The organism is Sulfitobacter sp. GN1-4, from assembly GCF_055693825.1.
In genome coordinates this window covers 3,386,330-3,404,729 of the sequence record NZ_JBVFUQ010000003.1, presented here as the reverse complement: position 1 = coordinate 3,404,729, position 18,400 = coordinate 3,386,330, and the positions used below count along the sequence as shown (strand labels likewise).

18 protein-coding genes are annotated in these 18,400 nt (G+C 56.5%); 5 read left to right on the top strand and 13 right to left on the bottom strand.

Annotated elements, in window-relative coordinates:
* Positions 1-14 precede the first annotated feature (14 nt).
* Positions 15-233 (bottom strand): hypothetical protein, encoded by a 219-nt coding sequence (locus ACZ1HM_RS17325; protein ID WP_472744687.1) that lies wholly within the window; start codon positions 231-233, stop codon positions 15-17.
* Here ACZ1HM_RS17325 and ACZ1HM_RS17320 point away from each other — a divergent pair.
* Positions 196-849, top strand: coding sequence for a winged helix-turn-helix domain-containing protein (locus ACZ1HM_RS17320; RefSeq protein WP_472744653.1), 654 nt, complete (start codon positions 196-198; stop codon positions 847-849). The two genes, ACZ1HM_RS17325 and ACZ1HM_RS17320, sit on opposite strands and share 38 nt — an antisense overlap.
* 509 nt (positions 850-1,358) lie before the next feature.
* Here ACZ1HM_RS17320 and ACZ1HM_RS17315 read toward each other — a convergent pair.
* The 3 genes from ACZ1HM_RS17315 to ACZ1HM_RS17305 form a co-directional block, all read right to left on the bottom strand.
* Entirely contained in the window at positions 1,359-2,624 is a 1,266-nt protein-coding gene (locus ACZ1HM_RS17315; RefSeq protein WP_472743889.1) for an NAD(P)/FAD-dependent oxidoreductase, read from the bottom strand.
* Between the two features lie 79 nt (positions 2,625-2,703).
* A complete protein-coding gene (locus tag ACZ1HM_RS17310; RefSeq protein ID WP_472743888.1) occupies positions 2,704-5,757 on the bottom strand; it encodes an efflux RND transporter permease subunit in 3,054 nt (1,017 codons plus the stop codon).
* 7 nt (positions 5,758-5,764) lie between these two features.
* On the bottom strand, positions 5,765-6,895 hold the full coding sequence (locus ACZ1HM_RS17305) for an efflux RND transporter periplasmic adaptor subunit (protein ID WP_472743887.1): 1,131 nt from the start codon (positions 6,893-6,895) through the stop codon (positions 5,765-5,767).
* 33 nt (positions 6,896-6,928) lie between these two features.
* Here ACZ1HM_RS17305 and ACZ1HM_RS17300 point away from each other — a divergent pair, with 33 nt between their 5' ends.
* Complete coding sequence (locus ACZ1HM_RS17300) at positions 6,929-7,363, top strand: MarR family winged helix-turn-helix transcriptional regulator (RefSeq protein WP_472743886.1); 435 nt, start codon at positions 6,929-6,931, stop codon at positions 7,361-7,363.
* Between the two features lie 353 nt (positions 7,364-7,716).
* Here the strand turns inward: ACZ1HM_RS17300 and ACZ1HM_RS17295 are convergent, their stop codons facing one another.
* Both ACZ1HM_RS17295 and ACZ1HM_RS17290 read right to left on the bottom strand, forming a co-directional pair.
* Complete coding sequence (locus ACZ1HM_RS17295) at positions 7,717-8,325, bottom strand: LysR substrate-binding domain-containing protein (RefSeq protein WP_472744652.1); 609 nt, start codon at positions 8,323-8,325, stop codon at positions 7,717-7,719.
* Positions 8,261-8,656, bottom strand: a complete 396-nt coding sequence (locus ACZ1HM_RS17290; RefSeq protein ID WP_472743885.1) for a LysR family transcriptional regulator — start codon at positions 8,654-8,656, stop codon at positions 8,261-8,263. The genes ACZ1HM_RS17295 and ACZ1HM_RS17290 overlap by 65 nt, the downstream gene beginning before the upstream one ends.
* A 90-nt stretch (positions 8,657-8,746) precedes the next feature.
* Between ACZ1HM_RS17290 and ACZ1HM_RS17285 the strand changes: the two genes are divergently transcribed.
* Both ACZ1HM_RS17285 and ACZ1HM_RS17280 read left to right on the top strand, forming a co-directional pair.
* Entirely contained in the window at positions 8,747-9,583 is an 837-nt protein-coding gene (locus ACZ1HM_RS17285) for a TauD/TfdA dioxygenase family protein (RefSeq protein WP_472743884.1), read from the top strand.
* 20 nt (positions 9,584-9,603) lie between these two features.
* Positions 9,604-11,235: an arylsulfatase gene (locus ACZ1HM_RS17280; protein WP_472743883.1), complete on the top strand. Its 1,632-nt coding sequence runs from the start codon at positions 9,604-9,606 to the stop codon at positions 11,233-11,235.
* Positions 11,236-11,374: 139 nt separating this feature from the next.
* Here ACZ1HM_RS17280 and ACZ1HM_RS17275 read toward each other — a convergent pair whose 3' ends face one another.
* Positions 11,375-12,028: a TetR/AcrR family transcriptional regulator gene (locus tag ACZ1HM_RS17275; RefSeq protein WP_472743882.1), complete on the bottom strand. Its 654-nt coding sequence runs from the start codon at positions 12,026-12,028 to the stop codon at positions 11,375-11,377.
* Positions 12,029-12,071: 43 nt separating this feature from the next.
* On the opposite strand from ACZ1HM_RS17275, the gene ACZ1HM_RS17270 reads away from it, so the two are divergent.
* Positions 12,072-12,605 carry a hypothetical protein gene (locus ACZ1HM_RS17270; protein ID WP_472743881.1) on the top strand — a complete coding sequence of 178 codons (534 nt, stop codon included), beginning with the start codon at positions 12,072-12,074 and terminating at the stop codon, positions 12,603-12,605.
* A 258-nt stretch (positions 12,606-12,863) separates the two neighbouring features.
* On the opposite strand, the gene ACZ1HM_RS17265 is transcribed toward ACZ1HM_RS17270, so the two are convergent.
* From ACZ1HM_RS17265 to ACZ1HM_RS17240, 6 genes are read right to left on the bottom strand one after another with little or no spacing between them, the layout of a single operon-like run.
* Positions 12,864-13,754 (bottom strand): DMT family transporter, encoded by an 891-nt coding sequence (locus ACZ1HM_RS17265; protein WP_472743880.1) that lies wholly within the window; start codon positions 13,752-13,754, stop codon positions 12,864-12,866.
* Positions 13,751-14,542, bottom strand: a complete 792-nt coding sequence (locus tag ACZ1HM_RS17260; RefSeq protein WP_472743879.1) for an ABC transporter permease — start codon at positions 14,540-14,542, stop codon at positions 13,751-13,753. Before ACZ1HM_RS17260 ends, ACZ1HM_RS17265 begins: the two co-directional genes overlap by 4 nt.
* Positions 14,535-15,473, bottom strand: a complete 939-nt coding sequence (locus tag ACZ1HM_RS17255; RefSeq protein ID WP_472743878.1) for an ABC transporter permease — start codon at positions 15,471-15,473, stop codon at positions 14,535-14,537. The genes ACZ1HM_RS17260 and ACZ1HM_RS17255 overlap by 8 nt, the downstream gene beginning before the upstream one ends.
* Positions 15,470-16,195, bottom strand: a complete 726-nt coding sequence (locus ACZ1HM_RS17250) for an ABC transporter ATP-binding protein (RefSeq protein WP_472743877.1) — start codon at positions 16,193-16,195, stop codon at positions 15,470-15,472. The genes ACZ1HM_RS17255 and ACZ1HM_RS17250 overlap by 4 nt, the downstream gene beginning before the upstream one ends.
* Positions 16,189-16,872 carry an ATP-binding cassette domain-containing protein gene (locus tag ACZ1HM_RS17245; protein WP_472743876.1) on the bottom strand — a complete coding sequence of 228 codons (684 nt, stop codon included), beginning with the start codon at positions 16,870-16,872 and terminating at the stop codon, positions 16,189-16,191. Before ACZ1HM_RS17245 ends, ACZ1HM_RS17250 begins: the two co-directional genes overlap by 7 nt.
* Positions 16,869-18,392: an ABC transporter substrate-binding protein gene (locus ACZ1HM_RS17240; protein WP_472743875.1), complete on the bottom strand. Its 1,524-nt coding sequence runs from the start codon at positions 18,390-18,392 to the stop codon at positions 16,869-16,871. Before ACZ1HM_RS17240 ends, ACZ1HM_RS17245 begins: the two co-directional genes overlap by 4 nt.
* Positions 18,393-18,400 lie beyond the last annotated feature (8 nt).

The following is an 18,400-nucleotide window of genomic DNA, read 5'->3' as shown; positions in this document are numbered from 1 at the left end:
CACCAGACGTCAATCTAGGGGTTGCCTGCCTCAGCACGGATTTGCGCCAGGGTTTCACCGGTCGATTTGCGCACCATCAACACATCGGTGTCTGGGTTTTCCGCCTCAAAGGCCGCAACCATCAAGTCACACCAATCCTGCTCTGCGCTGCACACCACGCTCAGCTCATCGACCCAGGCTGCGGCACCAGATGCCATCAGCGCAGCCGCCGAGATCATTCCTAATTTCTTCATGTTGCCCTCCCAAAAAGTTTTGCACGCCGCACGCGAGGTGCCCCTAGATCTTGTTCTGATTGACCTGCAGCTGCGCGATGAAAGCGGTTTGGCCTTGGCCATGGATATTCGCAAAACGAGCGATCTGCCCATCGTCATGCTGACGGGGCGTGAGGATGAAACCGACAAGATCGTCGGGCTTGAGGTCGGCGCGGATGATTATCTGCTTAAACCCTTTAACCCACGCGAATTGGTGGCCCGCATCCGGGCGGTTTTGCGCCGCTATGGCAAGGCAGACGCTGTGACACACGCCGCGTCAGAAACATCGCGGCGCGGATTTGGACGCCTGACAGTCGATCAAAAAAGCCGCGCTCTTTTCGATGACACGGGCGCGGAAATCTCTCTGACCCATGCGGAATACCGCCTGTTGGAGTATTTCCTCGAACGTCCCAACCAGATTATCACGCGTGTGGAATTGCTGTCGGAACTTGGCAACGATCTGACGAAGTATGTCGACCGGACGATTGATGTCCTTATCCTGAGGCTGCGCCGCAAAATCGAAGAAAGCCCTTCTAAGCCAGTGCATCTGCAGACCCGGCGCAGGCAAGGGTATATTTTCGTCGCAGAGGCCCGCTGATGCTGCCGCGAAGCGTGCGCGGGGTCTTGCGCCAGAAACTAGGCGGATCCTGATCAGCGGCAAATCCTCCCTTCGGGACCTGCAGATCGCGGGTGCAGTTTTCGTCGAGAAACCCGTCACCAATGCCAGGCTCTCTAACGCCGCAGCAACAAGCTCGGTCTAATGTCTTGTGCTCAAGGCGAGCGGCCGCTTTGGATCGACGCATTTGCAGCATCCGTTATGGTCGGGTAACGGCAGCATTGGGCCGTTAGCGAAAGATCGATTGACCAACTAGGGGATACCACTGCCAATAAACTTCGATTGAGCATTGATGGCTTCGTGCAAGAACTTTGCAAAAACGCGCTCGCGCTCGCAGCACGAAAATCGCTTTAGGTGCACTGTACCGGGCTGAGTCACGCAACTGCGACATTGGCCGTTCGCTCATAGTTGTAAGAGGACTGACCCGGTGAAGATCAAGTCATGGATTGACCTGAGATTCTGCACAGGTAGGAAACTTCCAAACTTTGCTTTCAAGAACCGCCCTTTTCCCGGTCCATGATCAACCGAACGCCACGTTGCCAGGTGAGATAAGACCAAGCCCACTGCAGCGTGACAAACAGACGGTTCCTAAACCCGATTAAGAAATAAACGTGAGCGGCACCCCATAGGAGCCATCCAAGAAACCCCGCCAATTGCAGGCCATAGATGTCTGCAACGGCCCTGTTCCTGCCAATCGTCGCGAGCGCGCCCGCATCTGCGTAGCGAAAGAGGTCTTTGGTGTCCTTACCACTGGCTGTCTTCGCCAGCCGCCTTCCGACATATGTTCCCATCTGCTTGGCGACCGGTGCGATGCCGGGGAGAGGGGCGCCGTCCTGTTCATATCGTGCAACATCACCAACGACGTAGATGTTATCGTGCCCAACCGGGCGTAATGTTTCATCCACTATGATCCGACCATTTGGGCCAGCCTCACTGTCCAACCATTCTGCCGCGGGTGATGCGCGAACGCCTGCGGCCCAAATAATTGTTTCAGTTGCAATCGTTTGGTCCGGGGTCTGAACCTGCATACCTGAAACATCAGTCACCCGTGTATTGAGCATGACGCTGACGCCAAGCTGTTCTAGATAGGTTTTAGACTTTACCGACAGTTCTTCGGGAAATGATGGGAGGACGCGGTCCGTCCCTTCAATCAAGAGGACCTCGACCATGTCATCCGTAATTCTTCGAAAATCACGGATCATTGACTGCGAAAGTTCTGAAATCGCGCCGGCAAGCTCAACACCGGTTGGTCCCGCCCCGAAAATCACAAAGCGGAGTTTGCGTTCGGCCCCATCCCTGTCGTTTTCGACGATTTGTTCTGCATGTTCAAAGGCCTTCAACACAAGATCCCGCAGGTATAGCGCATCATCCAACGTCTTCAGGCCGGGTGCCGCGTCTGCCCAATGATCATTCCCGAAGTAGCTGTGCTTTGCACCAGTTGCGATCACCAACGCATCATAGTGCAGGGTTGTACCCGACTCCAATTTGACGGTCTGATTGTCTTTATCCACGGTTACGAGGCTGTCCATTGCAATCGTCACATTGCGCTGATGTCGCAGAATGCGACGGATGGGGACGGCAATGTCAGCTGGAGCCAAAGCGGCAGTGGCAACCTGATACAACAGGGGTTGAAAGAGGTGATGGTTCTGCTGATCCACCAATGTCACGTCGACAGGCGCATTTGCAAGCGCCTTGGCTGTCGAAAGGCCAGCGAAACCGGCACCAATAATGACGACATTTTTCAATGGTTTGTGCATTTTCACGGTTCTTTTTGAACGACTAGACCTGAATGCTATCGGCAATGTGGCAGTCGGCTGGCAAACTCTCTCGGTTTGATCAAACCTCTCCGCCTAGTTCCGCTTTGATCTGCGCGTCGGTGCGGACAAAGAGCAGGTAATAGAAGACAGGTGCTGCGATCAACGTCAGGATTGATGCAAAGGCCAGCCCGCCCATGATCGTGACTGCCATGGATTGAAAGAATGCATCCGTTAGCAAGGGTGCCATCCCGAGGATGGTCGTCAACGCGGCCAGCATCACGGGGCGCAGACGGGTGCTTGACGCCATTGCAATCGCGTCATCCAAAGGCATGGCGGGATCGTCTTTACGAGTAAGATCAATCTCTTCTACCAGTACGATCCCGTTCTTGATCAGCATGCCCGACAGGGACAACAGGCCCAACAGTGCCGTAAAGGTGAACGGAAGGCCCGTGCCCAAAAGGCCAAGGCTGACGCCGTTCACGGCCATGGGCACCAAGGCCCAGATGATCAGCGGCTGCTTTAAACCATTGAACAACAGGATCGAGATCAACACCATGACGATAAGGCTGAGTGGCAATTGCCCTGCAAGTGAGGTCTGCGCATCGGTCGAGCTTTCATACTCACCGCCCCACTCCATTGTGTAGCCGACGGGGATGTCCATCGCCTCGATAGCGGTCTGAACTTCGGCCTGAACCGAAGCCGCGGTTACGCCGCGCGGGATGTCTGCGCCAACCGTGATGACGTTTTCGCGGTCGATCCGGCGAATGATCGTGTTCTGCGCCTGAAAGGTAAAGCCATCGATCACCTGTTCGATTGGCACAAAGGTATTGCCACTGTTTGAATAGACCAGCAGGTCTGACAGGTTAACGCCATCTTCCCGAGGGCTGCGCACCACCATCGGTATTTGCCTGTCGCCTTCGCGGTATATCCCGGCCATGCGTCCATCATTGGCGTATTGTATCGCGCGCGTGATGTCCGATCTTGAAATGCCAGCTACCTGCGCACGATCAGCGGCGTAAATCGGTTGCAGTACCAATTCCTGTTCTGCCCAATTTAGGCGCGGCGCGACGATGTTGGCAGACGCATCTTGCAGAACGCGGATCGCCTCATCCCCCAAGGAACGCAACACCGCTGGGTCCGCCCCCGCAAAGCGGACTTCGATGGGTGAGCCGCCGCCCGGACCAAAGGCCAACCGCTGCACGCGGACCCGGCCCTCTGGCGCGTTCGCTTGCGCAAATGCGTTCAGCGCGGCCATTTCGGCTTCGATCACGTCAAGTGAAGAGACCCGCACGATCAGATGACCGTAGGCTTGGAACGGATCCTCGGATTGGTAGGTCAGCATAAAGCGCGCACCACCACTGCCCGAAAAGGATGTGACCGATACAACGTCGTCACGGCTTTCAAGCCAATTTTCAAGCCCCATCAAACCTTGTGAGGTCTGTTGGATCGATGCCCCTTGTTGCAATTGATAGTGCACAAAATAGAGCGGCGTGTTGCTGTCGGGAAAGAACTGCTGCTTGATATTTCCGAACAGCACGTAACAGGCCACGGTTGTCCCAAACAATAGGGCCATTACAAGCCACCACAACTTCATCGCGGCCTTCAAGAAGGCGCGGTAAGCGTGAAAGAGTGGGCCTGCGTAGCTGTCGCCAGTGCCGCTTTGTTCGACTTTGAAGAAATAATGCCCCAACAGTGGTGTGGCCGTGATGGCCAATAGCCAGGACAGCAGCAGCGAAATCGCGATCACCGCAAAAAGCGAGAACAGGAATTCTCCGGTTGCATCGGGGCTGAGCCCGATCCCGGCAAAAGCCATGATCCCGATCACGGTCGCACCAAGCAGCGGTATTTGCGTCTTTTGGGCAGCTTCCGTCGCCGCATCGCGAGAGGACTTGCCCTGCCGCATCGCGTTTTGCATGCCCTCGGCTACAACGATTGCGTTGTCGACCAGCATGCCCATGGCGATGATCAGGGCGCCCAGCGATATGCGTTCCATTTCGATTGAAAAGATCGACATGAACAGAATCGTGCCAACGACCGTCAACAACAGGGTTGCCCCCACAACGACCGCCGCCCGCCAGCCCATAACACAAGCCAATACGACGACCACAATGGCCACGGACATCGCCAGGTTCACAAGGAAATTGTTGGACGCGTCCTCAACGATCTTGTGTTGCTGATAGATCGGGTGAAGGTCGACCCCAACAGGAAGCGATGCGGTGAGTTCGGCAAGTTTTGCGTCTACGCGCGCGCCCACCTTAACGATGTCTTCTGTGCTGAGGCCCGCAACGCCAAGGGTAAAGGCATCATCACCATCATGCCGCACGATCAGGGAGGGGCTGTCCGCAACACCGCGTGTTACTGTGGCGAAGTCCGACAGGTTTACCAACTGATCGCCCACACCCAGCGTCAGGTTTCCGATCGCTGTCACGCTGTCTGATCCTTCGGGGCGTTGCACAATCAAGCGCCCCTGAGCGTCCTGAATAAAACCACCGTCGACAACTTCGTTAGACGTCGCGATTGCGGCTTCGATAGCACTGGGCGGGATGCCCAAAGTTGAGGTCAGCGCAACATCGGGTTCGACGAAAATACGTTCTTCAGGCAGGCCCGAGACCTGAACATCCGCGACGCCCGAAACCGTCAGCAGTTCACGGCGCAGAAACGACGACAGCTCGTGGATTTCGGCATTGTCAAATCCCGGCGCGGTGACCGCGTAATACAGGCCGAAGACATCGCCAAATGCGTCATTCACAAACGGCGTGGTCGCTCCTGTTGGAAGCCGTGCATCCGCAACCCGATTGCGCAGTTTGACCCAGATCGCGGGCAGTTCCGTCCCATCGTATTGGTCTTGCATATCAACCGAGATCCAGGACAGCCCCGGCTGGTTCATTGTGGTGATCTCGCGGACCTCACCCATCTTCTGTATCTCGGATTCGATGGGTTCGCTGACCTCACGGGCGACTTCCTCGGCAGAGGCGCCCGGATATTGCGTGATTACAATTGCAGTCTTGATGGTAAAGGCGGGGTCTTCGAGGCGCCCAAGATTCAAAAAACCAGAAATGCCGCCCAGCAGACAGCCTAGAATGAGTATCCAGGTGTAAATTGGCCGGTTGATGGAGAAGCGCGCGATATCCATGTTGCACCTATTCTCCAAATCCGGTGAACCGGGTGACCGTTTCGCCGTCTTGTAGTCGGGACGCTCCGACCGCGACGTATTCCTGGCCCATCTCAAGGCCTGACACCACAATCACCTGCCCTGCATCATTTGGCACAATCTCGATGGGGGTCGCTGTCACGGTCCCTGTTGTTTCGCCGGCTTGCTCAAAAAGCATGACTTGCGGAGAGCCATCGCTGGCGAAGACCAAAGCGGATCTTGGGACGCTGATTTGCTGTTTGACATCGTTAAAGCGCGCTTCAACCACGACAGAGGAGCCCGGGAGGATGATCAAATCCTCTGGCGGGGCCATCCCCAAGGTGATGGTATACGTCTGACCGACGGCAGCCGTTTCGGCATTATATTCTCGGACCTCTACGGGGAAAGGTGCGTCAGCCGCAGGAAACCGCGCCGTCAACGTCACATCGGGGTCACGTCCTGCTCTTTGAAATAAAACCTCAGGGACGCTGATCTCGATCCTGATTTCCGACATGTTGTGAAGCCGAACAACCGGCACACCTGCGGCCACAGTCGATTGATTGGCGATAAGCCGCGAAGACACGAGCGCGTCAAACGGGGCGGACAAAACCGCTTGATCTAGCGCACGCTGCGCCTGATCGACCTGCACTTTGGTCAGATCAAAATTCGTCCGCGCATCATCAACCGAGGCCTGACTGACTGTATTTCCGCTCAGCGCCTCCAGACGTTGAAGCGTCCGTGCGGCTTGATCAAATTGTGCCGTCGCCTGAGCAAGTGCGAGTTCAAACGGAACAGGATCAAGCGTTGCAATTAGCGTGCCTTGGTCAATCGAGGACCCTTCGACGACAGGGAGCTGCAAGATCTGACCACCAACTTGAAACGCCAGGTCAACCGTTTCCAGCGCGACGACGCGGCCGTAGAATTCCCTACTGGCCTCTTCGGTTGCTGCCGTGACCTGTTCAATTTTCGCGATCGCGTTGTCTTGCGCCGCTGCCGGGCCGGATGCAACCGCCACCAAGATGGCCCACGTTAAAGCGGGCAAAATTAAGCGAACAGGCTTTTTGTCGCCGCGCATCTTCATGAAAGCCACGCCTTTGGGTTTGCGATTTATCATGGCGTCCATCTCAGTTATTTGTTGCATAATATAATTATCTTTTGTAATTATACAACATGGATGTCAACAAGAGATGAAGATGGTTTTTACAGAAGACTTCCCCCTGGTTTGCTCTTGCTATCTTTCTTCAAGGAGCTGACGGACCAAGTATTGAACGAAACGGCAGAAGCCAGCGGCTCAATGACTGTCAACCAACTCGAACTGGTGGCGATCCTTGGCCGGAAAATGACAATGAAAGAAGTTGCTGACACGCTACGAATGCATCCGTCGAATGTCACTGGCCTGGTGAATGCGTGCACTGATGCCGGATGGGTTGAGCGTGTGCCGTCAAAAAGTGACAAGCGCACCAAGTACTTGGTTTTGACGGAAGGAGGCGCGGATCGACGCAAACGCATTTTGTATGAAATAGAGCGCCGTTTTTACGACATATCGGGGATTTCCGATGTGGTCGCAACACAGATCCTAGCTCAATTGAAGGTTTCCGATTCCGCCTGAAAAGCTCCTTGCTTTTCAAAATAGTTCAGTCCCTTTCACATCTTAGTGGGCATTGGGTTCACAAAATAAGGATGAACTTTGCACATTCCGCAGCAAAACTTCCATCGAACGGACGGCTGCCTTTTTTTGCAGCCGCAAAGTTCACAATCAGACCTTTGCAACCTGAGAACTTGGTCTGCGACCCGATTGTTGGACCCCCGTGCGGCGAAACTGCGGGTTCGGCAGGCCCAATTTTCGAACTTCTCAATGGCCGCTCTTAAAAAACGCCGCGCTTCAAAATGCATGCTGCAGCGCCTCCGATGGTGGCAATGAGCCCATCGCGACAGGTGCTGCAGAAAAGACGAACGGCTGCATCACGGGTTTGCAGATATTTGAATGCCCGCAAGACGGGAGCTTGAGACCGACGACTTGCAGATCTCCAGAAACCGGTCAGTCAGCACAGACTGAACCGCTTGGCGCGAGCGGGCAATAACCACCCTGTAATGCCCGATGTTTTCCTTGAGAGGCCGCGCAACGATTGGGTCGCCTTCAGTCGTGCAGTCCTGTTTGGGCGGGAAGCCTGCAAGCGTGAAACCGAACCCCTTGCCGACATAAGCCTGAACAAGCTCGCGTGATTGGGACTGGAACGGCACTTCGGGGTGAACGCCCGCGGCCTGCAGCAGTTGAAGGTAGCTGGGACCGGGGCCAGCGGGCGAGACGGAGATATAAGGCAGACCGGTCAGGTCGGACAGGCTGATCCGGGCTTTCGATGCCAAAGGGTGCGCGCCTGACAACAGAATCAGGGGCGGCAGCTCCAATAGCACTTCAACCTCATGCCGACCGGGATCGAACCCCTGATCAAAGACCACTAGCGCATCCACCTCGCCAGTGTCCAACGCGGCCACCAGTGCCGGGTAGTCAGCTTCCTTCACTTCTATACGGACACCCGGATGGCTTTCGCGGAAAGCAAGCACCGCAGGCAGGACGATCTGCTGCGCAAGTGCGTGATGGGTGCCAATGTGGATCCGGCCAGTGCGGCCAAACGCCAGATCTCGCGGCCTGCCGGTCCAGTGCGGCAGCCTGCTTTAGCAGCGCCTCGGCCTGGGTAGCGAACATCCCGCCAGCGCGGGTCAGCCGCATGCCTTGTGCCGGAAATCGGTCGAACAGGCTCAGGCCGGTGGCGGCCTCCAGCTTATCCAATGCCGAGGCGATGGCCGCGGCAGAGACATTCAGCTGCCGCGCCGCCTGGGCAATGCCGCCCTGCCGCGCGGTTTCCGTCAGGTAGGTGAGCTGGCGAAGGGTGAAGCGGACCATTGGAAAAATCTTTCTTTAAAGCAGATTAAATCAATTTTCCCGGCTTTAGGACAGGCCTTATGCTGCCTGAAGGCGACAGCGGAGGATATTATGGAAATTATCCCAATGACCGGCGGTTTGGGCGCGGAAATCCTGGGAGCGGATATCCGCCGCGGCGAGGATTTCACTGCCATCCGCGATGCATTTGCGGAATACTCGGTGATCGTGTTGCGGGGGCAGACTGCAGGCCCAAAAGATCACCTGACCTTTGCCCGCCGTTTCGGACCGGTGAATGTCAACCGGTTCTTCAAGCCGGTTGAGGGTCACCCTGAAATCGCCACTGTACTGAAAGAGAAGGACCAGACAGAGGCCGTTGGTGAGGGATGGCATACCGATCATTCCTATGATCAGGAGCCGGCGATGGGCTCAATTCTTCGGGCCATCGAGATGCCGCCCTATGGCGGCGATACCCTGTTTGTCTCTATGGGTGCGGCCTATGAGGCGTTGTCAGAACACATGCGCCGATTTCTGGATGGGCTGACGGCCGTGCATTCGTCCCGTCATGTCTTCGGCGTGACCACTCTGGACAGCGAAGCGGCCAAAAGCGGGCGGTTGAGCAACTCAGAAGCTGCAACTCAGGATGCACGCCATCCAGTCGTCATCACGCATCCGCTCAGCGGACGGCGTGGACTATTCGTGAACCCTGTTTTCACGACGCATATCGAAGGTCTGACGGCCGAGGAATCTGCGGCCATACTCGACATGCTCTATGCCCATTGCCAGCAGCCGGAATTTCAATGCCGCGTGCGTTGGCGGGCCGGTGACATCACCATGTGGGACAACCGTGCCACCTGGCACAAGGCGATCAACGACTACCACGGGTTCCGCCGCTTGATGCACCGGGTCACCGTCGAGGGCGGCCCGCTTGCCTCCACTTGCCCATCCTGACCGCTGATGAAAGCTCAGCCATGACCCGCCACAGCTCCAATACAGAGATCGACCGACCCAATGTCATACTCATTTTGGCTGACGACATGGGGTTTGCCGACCTTGGTGTTACGGGTTCTGAGATCAAAACTCCAAACATTGACGCGCTCGCCGGAGACGGTGTCCTACTGTCAGCTATGTACAATTGCGCCCGGTGCTGCCCGACGCGGGCCTCCCTGCTGACGGGGCTTTATCCGCACAATGCAGGTATCGGGCACATGGGGGCAAATTTAGGCACGCCTGCCTATCAAGGGTTTCTACGCAACGACAGCGCCACGATTGCCGAACATCTACGGGCCAATGGATATCGAACGCTCATGTCCGGCAAATGGCATGTGGCCGGTGATTTCGAGGCGCGTAACTACGACAGTTGGCGCGTTGGCGATGTTGAGCACCCCACACCCAGGCAACGCGGGTTTGACCATTTCTACGGGAACATGGACGGGGCCACGCATTTCTTCTCGCCGCACTACATGCTTGAAGATGACAGCCGTTTGGAAACGATCCCCGATGATTTTTATTTCACCGACGCGATCACGCATAAGGCCATCGGGATGATCGAAGGCGCGGTCGAAGATGAAAAGCCGTTCTTTCTTTATCTTGCCCACACCGCACCGCATTGGCCACTGCACGCGCATCCCGGAGACATCGCCAAATACGACGGTGTGTATGACAAGGGCTGGGATCAAACGCGCACCGCTCGGCACGAAGAAATGAACGGGTTAGGCGTCTTTCAGCGCGCTTGGGACATCTCTCCCCGTGACCATGGTGTCCATCGCTGGGCCGACGAGAAACATAAGGATTGGGAAGCCAGCAAGATGGCCACCTATGCCGCGATGGTGGATCGGATGGACCAATCTATCGGAACGCTGATCGCCGCGCTTAAAAGGCTAGATCAATTCGAAAACACGTTGATCCTGTTCTTGTCCGACAATGGTGGGTGTGCCGAGTTCATGGCCGAGGATGGCTGGGCCCAGTTTTACCCCGACCGCACCCATGACGGTCGTAAGATCACGATGGGGAATGTACCGGACCTGCGCCCGGGTGATGCCCAAACCTTTCAAAGCTACGACAAGCCTTGGGCAAACGTGTCGAACGCACCATTCCGACTGTTCAAACACTATGTGCATGAAGGCGGCATCTCGACCCCGCTTGTCGCTCATTGGCCCAAGGGGTTCGCGCCGCGCAGTACCGCGCAAGCACCCTGCCATGTGGTCGATATCCTGCCCACAATTCTGGAGGCTTGCGGGGCCAGCTATCAATCCGAGGTGGGCGGCCATAAGATCCAGCCGCTTCAAGGGGAGTCACTAATGGGCGTGTTCCGCGACAAAGACTGGGAACGTGAACAACCCATTTTCTGGGAACACGAAGGCAATGCTGCCATCCGATTGGGTCAGTTCAAACTTGTTCGCCTGCACAACCAGCCTTGGGAGCTTTACGACATGGAAGCAGACCGCACCGAGCTTGCTAATCTTGCCGGGCGGCATGCGCCGTTTGAGTTGGAGTTGATAAAAGAATATCAGGCATGGGCGAAACAGGTCGGAGTCATGGATTGGGACCATGCCCTTCCGCTTCTGTTGGCTGCTTGGGATATGGAAACGGTGAATGGGTGATCACTTTAGAAACCGGCCATTCGAAAGTTGATCTTCAACGGCGGCTTCGTCCCGTAGAGTGGTCATTTAGTGAAATTCGCCCAATGACCGCAACGCGGGACGAAGCCGACCTTGAGCTCGATCTCTCCAATGATCGCTTCTACTCAAACACTGATAGAGCAAGCTGGAAGACTGCGTTCGCTTCATTCGCCGCAACACCCTGCCTCTGCATGTTCATTATGCACGCAATCTGCGCTTCAATGTACAGAGCAGCCGTTTGGGTAGGGATGTCTGGGTTAAACTGACCGTTCGCTTTCGCCCTATCAATCCATTTTGCGTAGGTTTCTATGTTTAACTCTCGAAGTTCATCGACCTGCTCGCCGGTGAGTTCTCCTAGCTGAGCACGGCACTGACATAAATCAACAAACAGGCAACCGTCTGGCATGCCGTGTTCTTGATGGTCCCGCAGGATGTACGTGGTGAGGGCTTCCAACGCCGTTTCAAAGGGTTGATCGACAGCCAATAATTCAAAGAGCGGTGCCATCGTCATCTGGTGATAGTCGATGAGCACCGCCTGTTTAAGTCCGTCCTCACTGCCAAACTCTTTGTAAAGCGATGGCTTGGACACGCCCGCGCGCTGACACACCGAATTCAGCGACACCGCTGCTTGTCCATCCTGCCAGTAGGCCTGCATTGCCACATGCACGACATGGTCACGATCAAACGTCTTTGGCCGTCCTCGTGAGGCCTTCTTCTCACCTGCATTCATTTTAATACCGCATGGTTTTTTATAATTGACAGAGGGTGCACCCATATTTAATACCAATCGGTAACAAATAATTCAACAAGGGAACATCATGAACGAATTTACGATCTCCGGCCTCGGATTACTCCTATGCCTTGCCCCGGCTATTGTTCATGCCGTTGAAGTCTACCGGCCACTTTGGGCACGTTGGGTGGTCAACTGGGTCCTGCCGTTCTTCGGGCCTGGATTACCGCGGCCATCCAAGGCACTGACTCATGATGACGAGATTGCCATGCTTGACGCCGCACTTGGGGCGGCGCCTGCAGACAAAGCCCCGGCAGCTGCCGACTACATCTTCGTGATACTGTTCGAACAACGTCAGGGCGCGCTTGCCTTCATCTCTCTCGCGGCGGGCATCTTCTATGGGCTGACACTGCCCTTGGCGGATCGCCATACTTTGCATTTCGTGTTTGGGATCATGGCAGCCCTGTTCGCGCTGGTGAACGCTAACCACGCAGGTATTCCGGGACTTGGGCATCATCCCAGAGTTACGAGACACGGCCGTAATGTCGGCATCGTCTTTGGCGCGTTTTGGGTGGTCGTCGCTGCACTAAACTGGTTGGGGTTCACATACGCTTTGGCATAGGTTTAGCGGCACGCGCACTTCCTTAAGGGAAAAGCGGCCGTTCGAACACTTTGCAGCGTCCGGCAAAGTGGGCTCTTTGCTGCCATTAGGTCAGTCGCAGCATTCGCGGCGAACTGCCAAGACCGTGTCCACACGAACGGCCCATTGCGGTCGTTACGAAACACATTGAATGCTGCATTGCAGCTTCCCAAAAGCGGACGTTGGCCTACTGTTCTCAAAATCGAATTGATATATCAATGCGCGGCCCTTAGGGAGCTACTAGCCGCGATCCTTTCTATCTTTCTCTGCACCAGCAATTGCGGCCCCAGCCAAAATGAGCGGCGCGGCCAGGACGAAGCTGGTGGAGAAGCTTAGGCGGAAGATGAACACATCGGCGAGTATCGGCCAAAGCAAAGCTACGTATTCAAAAGGTGCAAGCCGTGATGCTTCTGCGTATCGGAATGCGAGTGTCATTGCGATATGAGCGCAACCGCCAAAGAGGCCCGAGAGGATCAAAAACCAAAGGGCCGACCCGTTTGGCGCGACCCAACCCCAAGGCAGCGTCGCAAGACCGCCCACCGTTGAGGCTAACACAAAATAAAGTGCGATGGCCCCAGGGCTCTCTGTTTTGCTGAGACTGCGGACCATGATCAGGGCCAAAGAGGTCAAGACGGCGGCAGCTATCCCGATGATGTAGCCTACCAGCCGTCCGCTTTCCTGTGCGGGGGATGTCAATTCGGGCCAGACAAGGACGACGACCCCCACAAAGCCGAATGCGATTCCTCCGATGCGCCACTTTGTGATGCTTTCTGACAAGAGGACGGTTGCGCCTATCGCCAGCAATATGGGTGAGAGTTGGGAAATCAGGATTGCTTCGGCGAGATTCAACTGCGCTACGGCTGCGAAAGAACCGAACAGCGCAAGTGCCCCGAAACTTGCCCGCAAAAGATGTGCGCCGGGTCGCCGAGTCGCAAGTCCGTGAGGGAACTCGCCACGGAGCCAAAGAAAAACGATCAGGGGGACAATGGCAAAGAAAGACCGAAAGAAAACGATTTGCCCGAGAGGAACGTTATCGCTGACCGCTTTCACGCTGACAAACATACCAGCAAACAGCAGCCCTGACAGGATGCGCAGGCTGATCCCCCGGCCTGGACGGTCAATAACGCTCATTCCGGCGTGTCTTCGGCCAGGGCGTCGCGCAGCGCGTCTCCCGTCAAGTTGATAGCCAAGACGCAGATGACAACAGCAAGACCGGGCCAGATCATTTGTAAGGGCGTTGAGCGCAGGTGCACGCGCGCATCAAGGAGCATGGATCCCCATTCCGGGTACGGGGGCTGGACGCCAAAGCCAAGGAAACCGAGCGCGGAGATGCCAAGGATGGCACGCGCAAACATTCCGGTCCAGACCACGGTAAGGGAGGGGATGAGCGATGGCAGGTAATGCCAACGCGCGATGGACCAACCGGGCAGGCCAGCAAGGCGAGCTTGTACGACATATCCACGGCTCTGGACGGACAGCCCGATACCACGCGCAACACGGGCGTAGCGCATCCAGCCGGTGACGCTGAGGGCGAAGATGAGGCTCCAGGTGCCTGCGCCCATCAGCCCGGCGATAACAATGGCGGCCACCAGCTCTGGGAAGGCCAGAAAGGTGTCTGTTGTGCGCATCATGATCCAATCAGCGACCTTGCCCCCCAGCGCGGCGGCAAGTCCGATTGTGGTACCGATCGCAAGACTGATGACAGAGATTAGGAATGCCAGCCCCAGCGACCACCGCGCACCGTGTAAAAGCCGAGATAGGATGTCACGACCAAGTGCATCGGTTCCCAATATGAACTCGGTGCTTGGGTCGGACAGACGGTTCGGGATGTTGATAGCTGTCGGATCGAAGGGTGCCAGAATTGGCCCCAAGCCCGCGAGCAACACAAATACGGTCACGAGAATAAGTACGCTACGCATCGCTCTCTCCGATCCGCGGATCAATGACGCGGTAGATCAGGTCGATGATCAGGTTAATGGTCACAAAGACTAACGCGGTAAGGACGACAACAGCTTGAACATGTGAAAAGTCACGGGCAAGGATTGCCTGCACCAAAAACGTGCCGAGGCCTGGCCTGCCGAAAATCACTTCAACCAGAACCAAGCCTTCCAGGAGAAAGGCGAGTTCTAGTCCAAAGACCGTGATGACCGGAATGGCGGCATGTGGGGCGATATGGTCGCGGCCAACTGACTTTTTTGAAACGCCACGTCGCCGGAAGGCTGGCAGGAATGTTTGACCACGGGCCTCCAAGATACCGGAGCGGATAATCCGCGTGAGCGACGCTGCGACGCCAAGGCCAAGTGTGAGGGCTGGAAGGATGGCATGCGCCGGCGTGCTGGCGCCTAGGGCTGGCAGCCATGCGAGTTTTACAGCGAAGATCAGAATAAGGATCAGTCCAAGCCAATAGGCTGGAATCGCGTTCCCGAGCGAAGCAATGCCAACCGCGGACCGATCTAACAGGCTGCCTGGGCGTTTCGCCGCGACAATGGCAAGCGGGACAGACATGGCAAGCCCGATAGCCAATGCCGCGAACGCCAGGGGAAAGGTATAACTCATCGATGCCAACAGGTCAGGCCAAACCGGGCGTCCTGTGACGGCTGAGAAACCAAGGTCGAGCGTCAGCAATGGACTGAGCCATGCCCAAAAAGCCTGCGAGAAGGATCGGTTCAAGCCCACTTCTTCGCGGACTTGATCAATCACCTCATCCGTCAGAAGCGCGTCGAACCGGGCCATGGCAATTGCCTGAGCTGGATCGCCTGGCGCGTTCCATAGCAAGGCAAACGTCAGGATCGCCGTGCCAGATAGGATAACAAGCGCGCGCAACAGCAGGGCTCCGGCAACTTTGGTCATGTCGCCGCCTCTAGTGATCCAAGGGCGATGGCGGCGTCGCGCAGGGTGCGGCAATAGGATGATTGCGGGTTTGATACAAAGGTTTGGGCATCGGCGGTCTCGATCATCCGTCCGGCCTTGAGAACCGCGATCTGATCAGCATGGGCCACAGCATAACCCAGATCGTGTGTGACAATGAGTGCTGCGAAGCCTTCCTCAACCTGCAAATCTGAGATTAGTCGCGCGGTGTGCTTTTGCGTCACAGCGTCAAGGGCCGAAAGCGGTTCATCGAAAAGCACCAGTGGCGGAGAAGCAATCAACGCGCGGAGGATACCAGCGCGCTGCGCCTGCCCGATGGAGACTTGAGTGGGGCGGCGATCCAGCAGATCAAGCGGCAACTCTAGCCCAGCGCAAAGGCGCTCTAACCGACCCTCTGGCAGGGTGATGCCCCGCGCGACAATGGGTTCCATAAGCGAGCGGCGCAAGCTCAGAACCGGATTGAAGGCCGCACGTGGCTCTTGCATGACTAAGCTAGGGCGAACCATGTGCATGGGCGCGTTGGCCCATGTGACGCGGCCAGAGGTTGGCTTTAAAAGGCCGAGAATGGCGGCGATTAAAGTGGACTTTCCCGCGCCGCTTTCACCGACAACAGCGAGCGTTTTACCCGGCGGCAAAGACAGTGAGATATCCTCTAACGTGACGCGTTTGCCGCGCTTCACGAGAAGGTCTTGCACGTTCAACATGGCAGCGCCATCCAGTTGCGATGCGCCGAAAGAGACTTTGCCGCCGGTGTCTGCGGTCGCTCCAAAATCTCTTCTGTCCGGCCATGTTCAACCAGCCGCCCGGCATCCATCACCATCAGCGTACCCACCCGCCTCGCGGCAAGTCCAAGGTCATGGGTAATCAGGATCATGCTCGTGTCTTTGCCGTCCAGAAACGCACTCAAAAGGTCCATCGTTGCGGCTGCCACCACCGGATCAAGTGCGGATGTCGGTTCGTCCAATACAATCAGGTCAGGCACACCGATCAGCGCCATGGCAATCACAAATCGCTGCTGCATTCCCCGGCTCCAACCCCAAGGACGCTTGTGCAGGTCACCGCCTTCGATGCTGAGGGCTTGGAATAGACCGACCTGATCCGCAGACCTCGGGGCAAGACCAAGAGCGACCTCAGCCTCGCGCCAGTGAAACGCCATTGAGCGCAGCGGGTCCAGCGCTTCATCCGGGCTTTGCGGCACGTGGGCCACGCTATGCCCTTGCCCGCGCAGATCATCGATCAACGCATGACCCAGCGTAGATTTGCCTGAGCCAGACGCACCAACGAGGCCAATGCGGTCTCGCGGTTCGATCTCCAGCGATGTGGGATGAAGGATGGTCCGGCCCGCGCGAACAGCGCTCAGGCCAGAAACTTTCAGTGTCATTCGGTCAACTTTGTCTCGTGCGTGATCCAGTAGGTTTCTGTTGGGTGCACCTGATAGCCAGTCAGGCCGGGAACGCCAACATTGGTCTGGCTCACGTGGAAGACCGGGATCATTGCAGCCTCAGACGCGATGATCTGCTGCACCTCGTCATAAATGGCTTTGCGGCCCTCATGCTCAAAGGTCAGGCGACCCTGGTCCAAAAGCTCATCAAGACGTGCGTTGGCATATTGACCGGAGTTGGACCCGCCATCTGAGCGCAGCAGAGTCTCCAGCACCGCACCAGGATCGCCTTGTGGTGTGGTAACCCACGCTTGCAAGAATAGATCTGCCTCGCCAGCCGCAATCGCATCATTGCTGGCACCCCATTCCCCAACGGTGATGTTGGTTTGAACACCAATGGCGGACAGGAAGGCTTGTGTCAGTTCTGCAGTAGGCGGAAGAGCGGCGCGCGAAGAATAGGTGACGATGTCGATCTCAAGCGGTTCGCCCCCAAGCATCCATTTGCCGCCTTCTTTTACAGCACCGGCCTCTGCCAGCAATTCTTCGGCGCGGGCAGGATCGTACGTGGCTGGGATGTCGGCGGCCCAACCCGTGCCTTCAGGATAAACGGTGCCTGCCGGTTCGCCACCGACGCCAGATAAGGCGGCTTGTACGATACCGTCACGGTCAATTGCGTAAGATACAGCTTGACGGATCAAAGGGTCGGCCATTGGGCCACTCGCAGCGTTCACCGTGTAGAAATAAAGCCGCGCTGTCGGCGCAGTAAACCCTTGTGCGCCCGTTTCTTGAATGCGTTCGTAATCAGTCTCTGGATAGTTGATGACCAGATCAACCTCGCCCGCCTCAAAGGCTAATGCAGCAGTTGATGGATTGGTTGAGACCACCACGCGTACCTCTTCCAGTCCCGGTGTGCCAAGGCGATAGTCAGGGTTCGCTTCAACACGGTAAAGCTGCTCTGGCACGGCCTCTTTGAAAATAAAGGGGCCCGTCGCATTGATTGGGAAATCGTCAGTCGGTGTACCAAGAATAGCAATGCCTGGTTCGGACAACGTCCAAGGGAAAGCGGCGTTCGGGCTGTTCGTTTCAAACACCACGACATTGTCGCCATCACTGGACGTGCTCGCCAGGTCAAGCAGGCTGGCGATGCGGGCGTTGTGACCGGGGTGTTCCTCGTCCGAGATGGGCGCAATCGCATCGATCACAGCTTGCGCGGTCACAACCGACCCATCGTGAAACGTGAGCCCATCGCGCAAAGTCACGCGCCATGTTGTTGGTGAACTCTGTTCTATACTCTCGGCCAGTCGCGGATAGAGGTTCATCTCATAGTCGATCCCCATCAGCGTTTCAGTCACGCCCGTCTGGTTCGACATCCATCCGTTGTAGCTGGCACGGGGGTCAGGAACTTCAGCGGTGGGACCAAAGCTAACCGAGACAGTGAGGCTGCCGTCTTGGGCGAATGCGGGAACAGAGGTGCCAAGGGCGAGAGCTGAAACGCAGGCCAGCCGGGATAAGAACGTCATAGTTATTT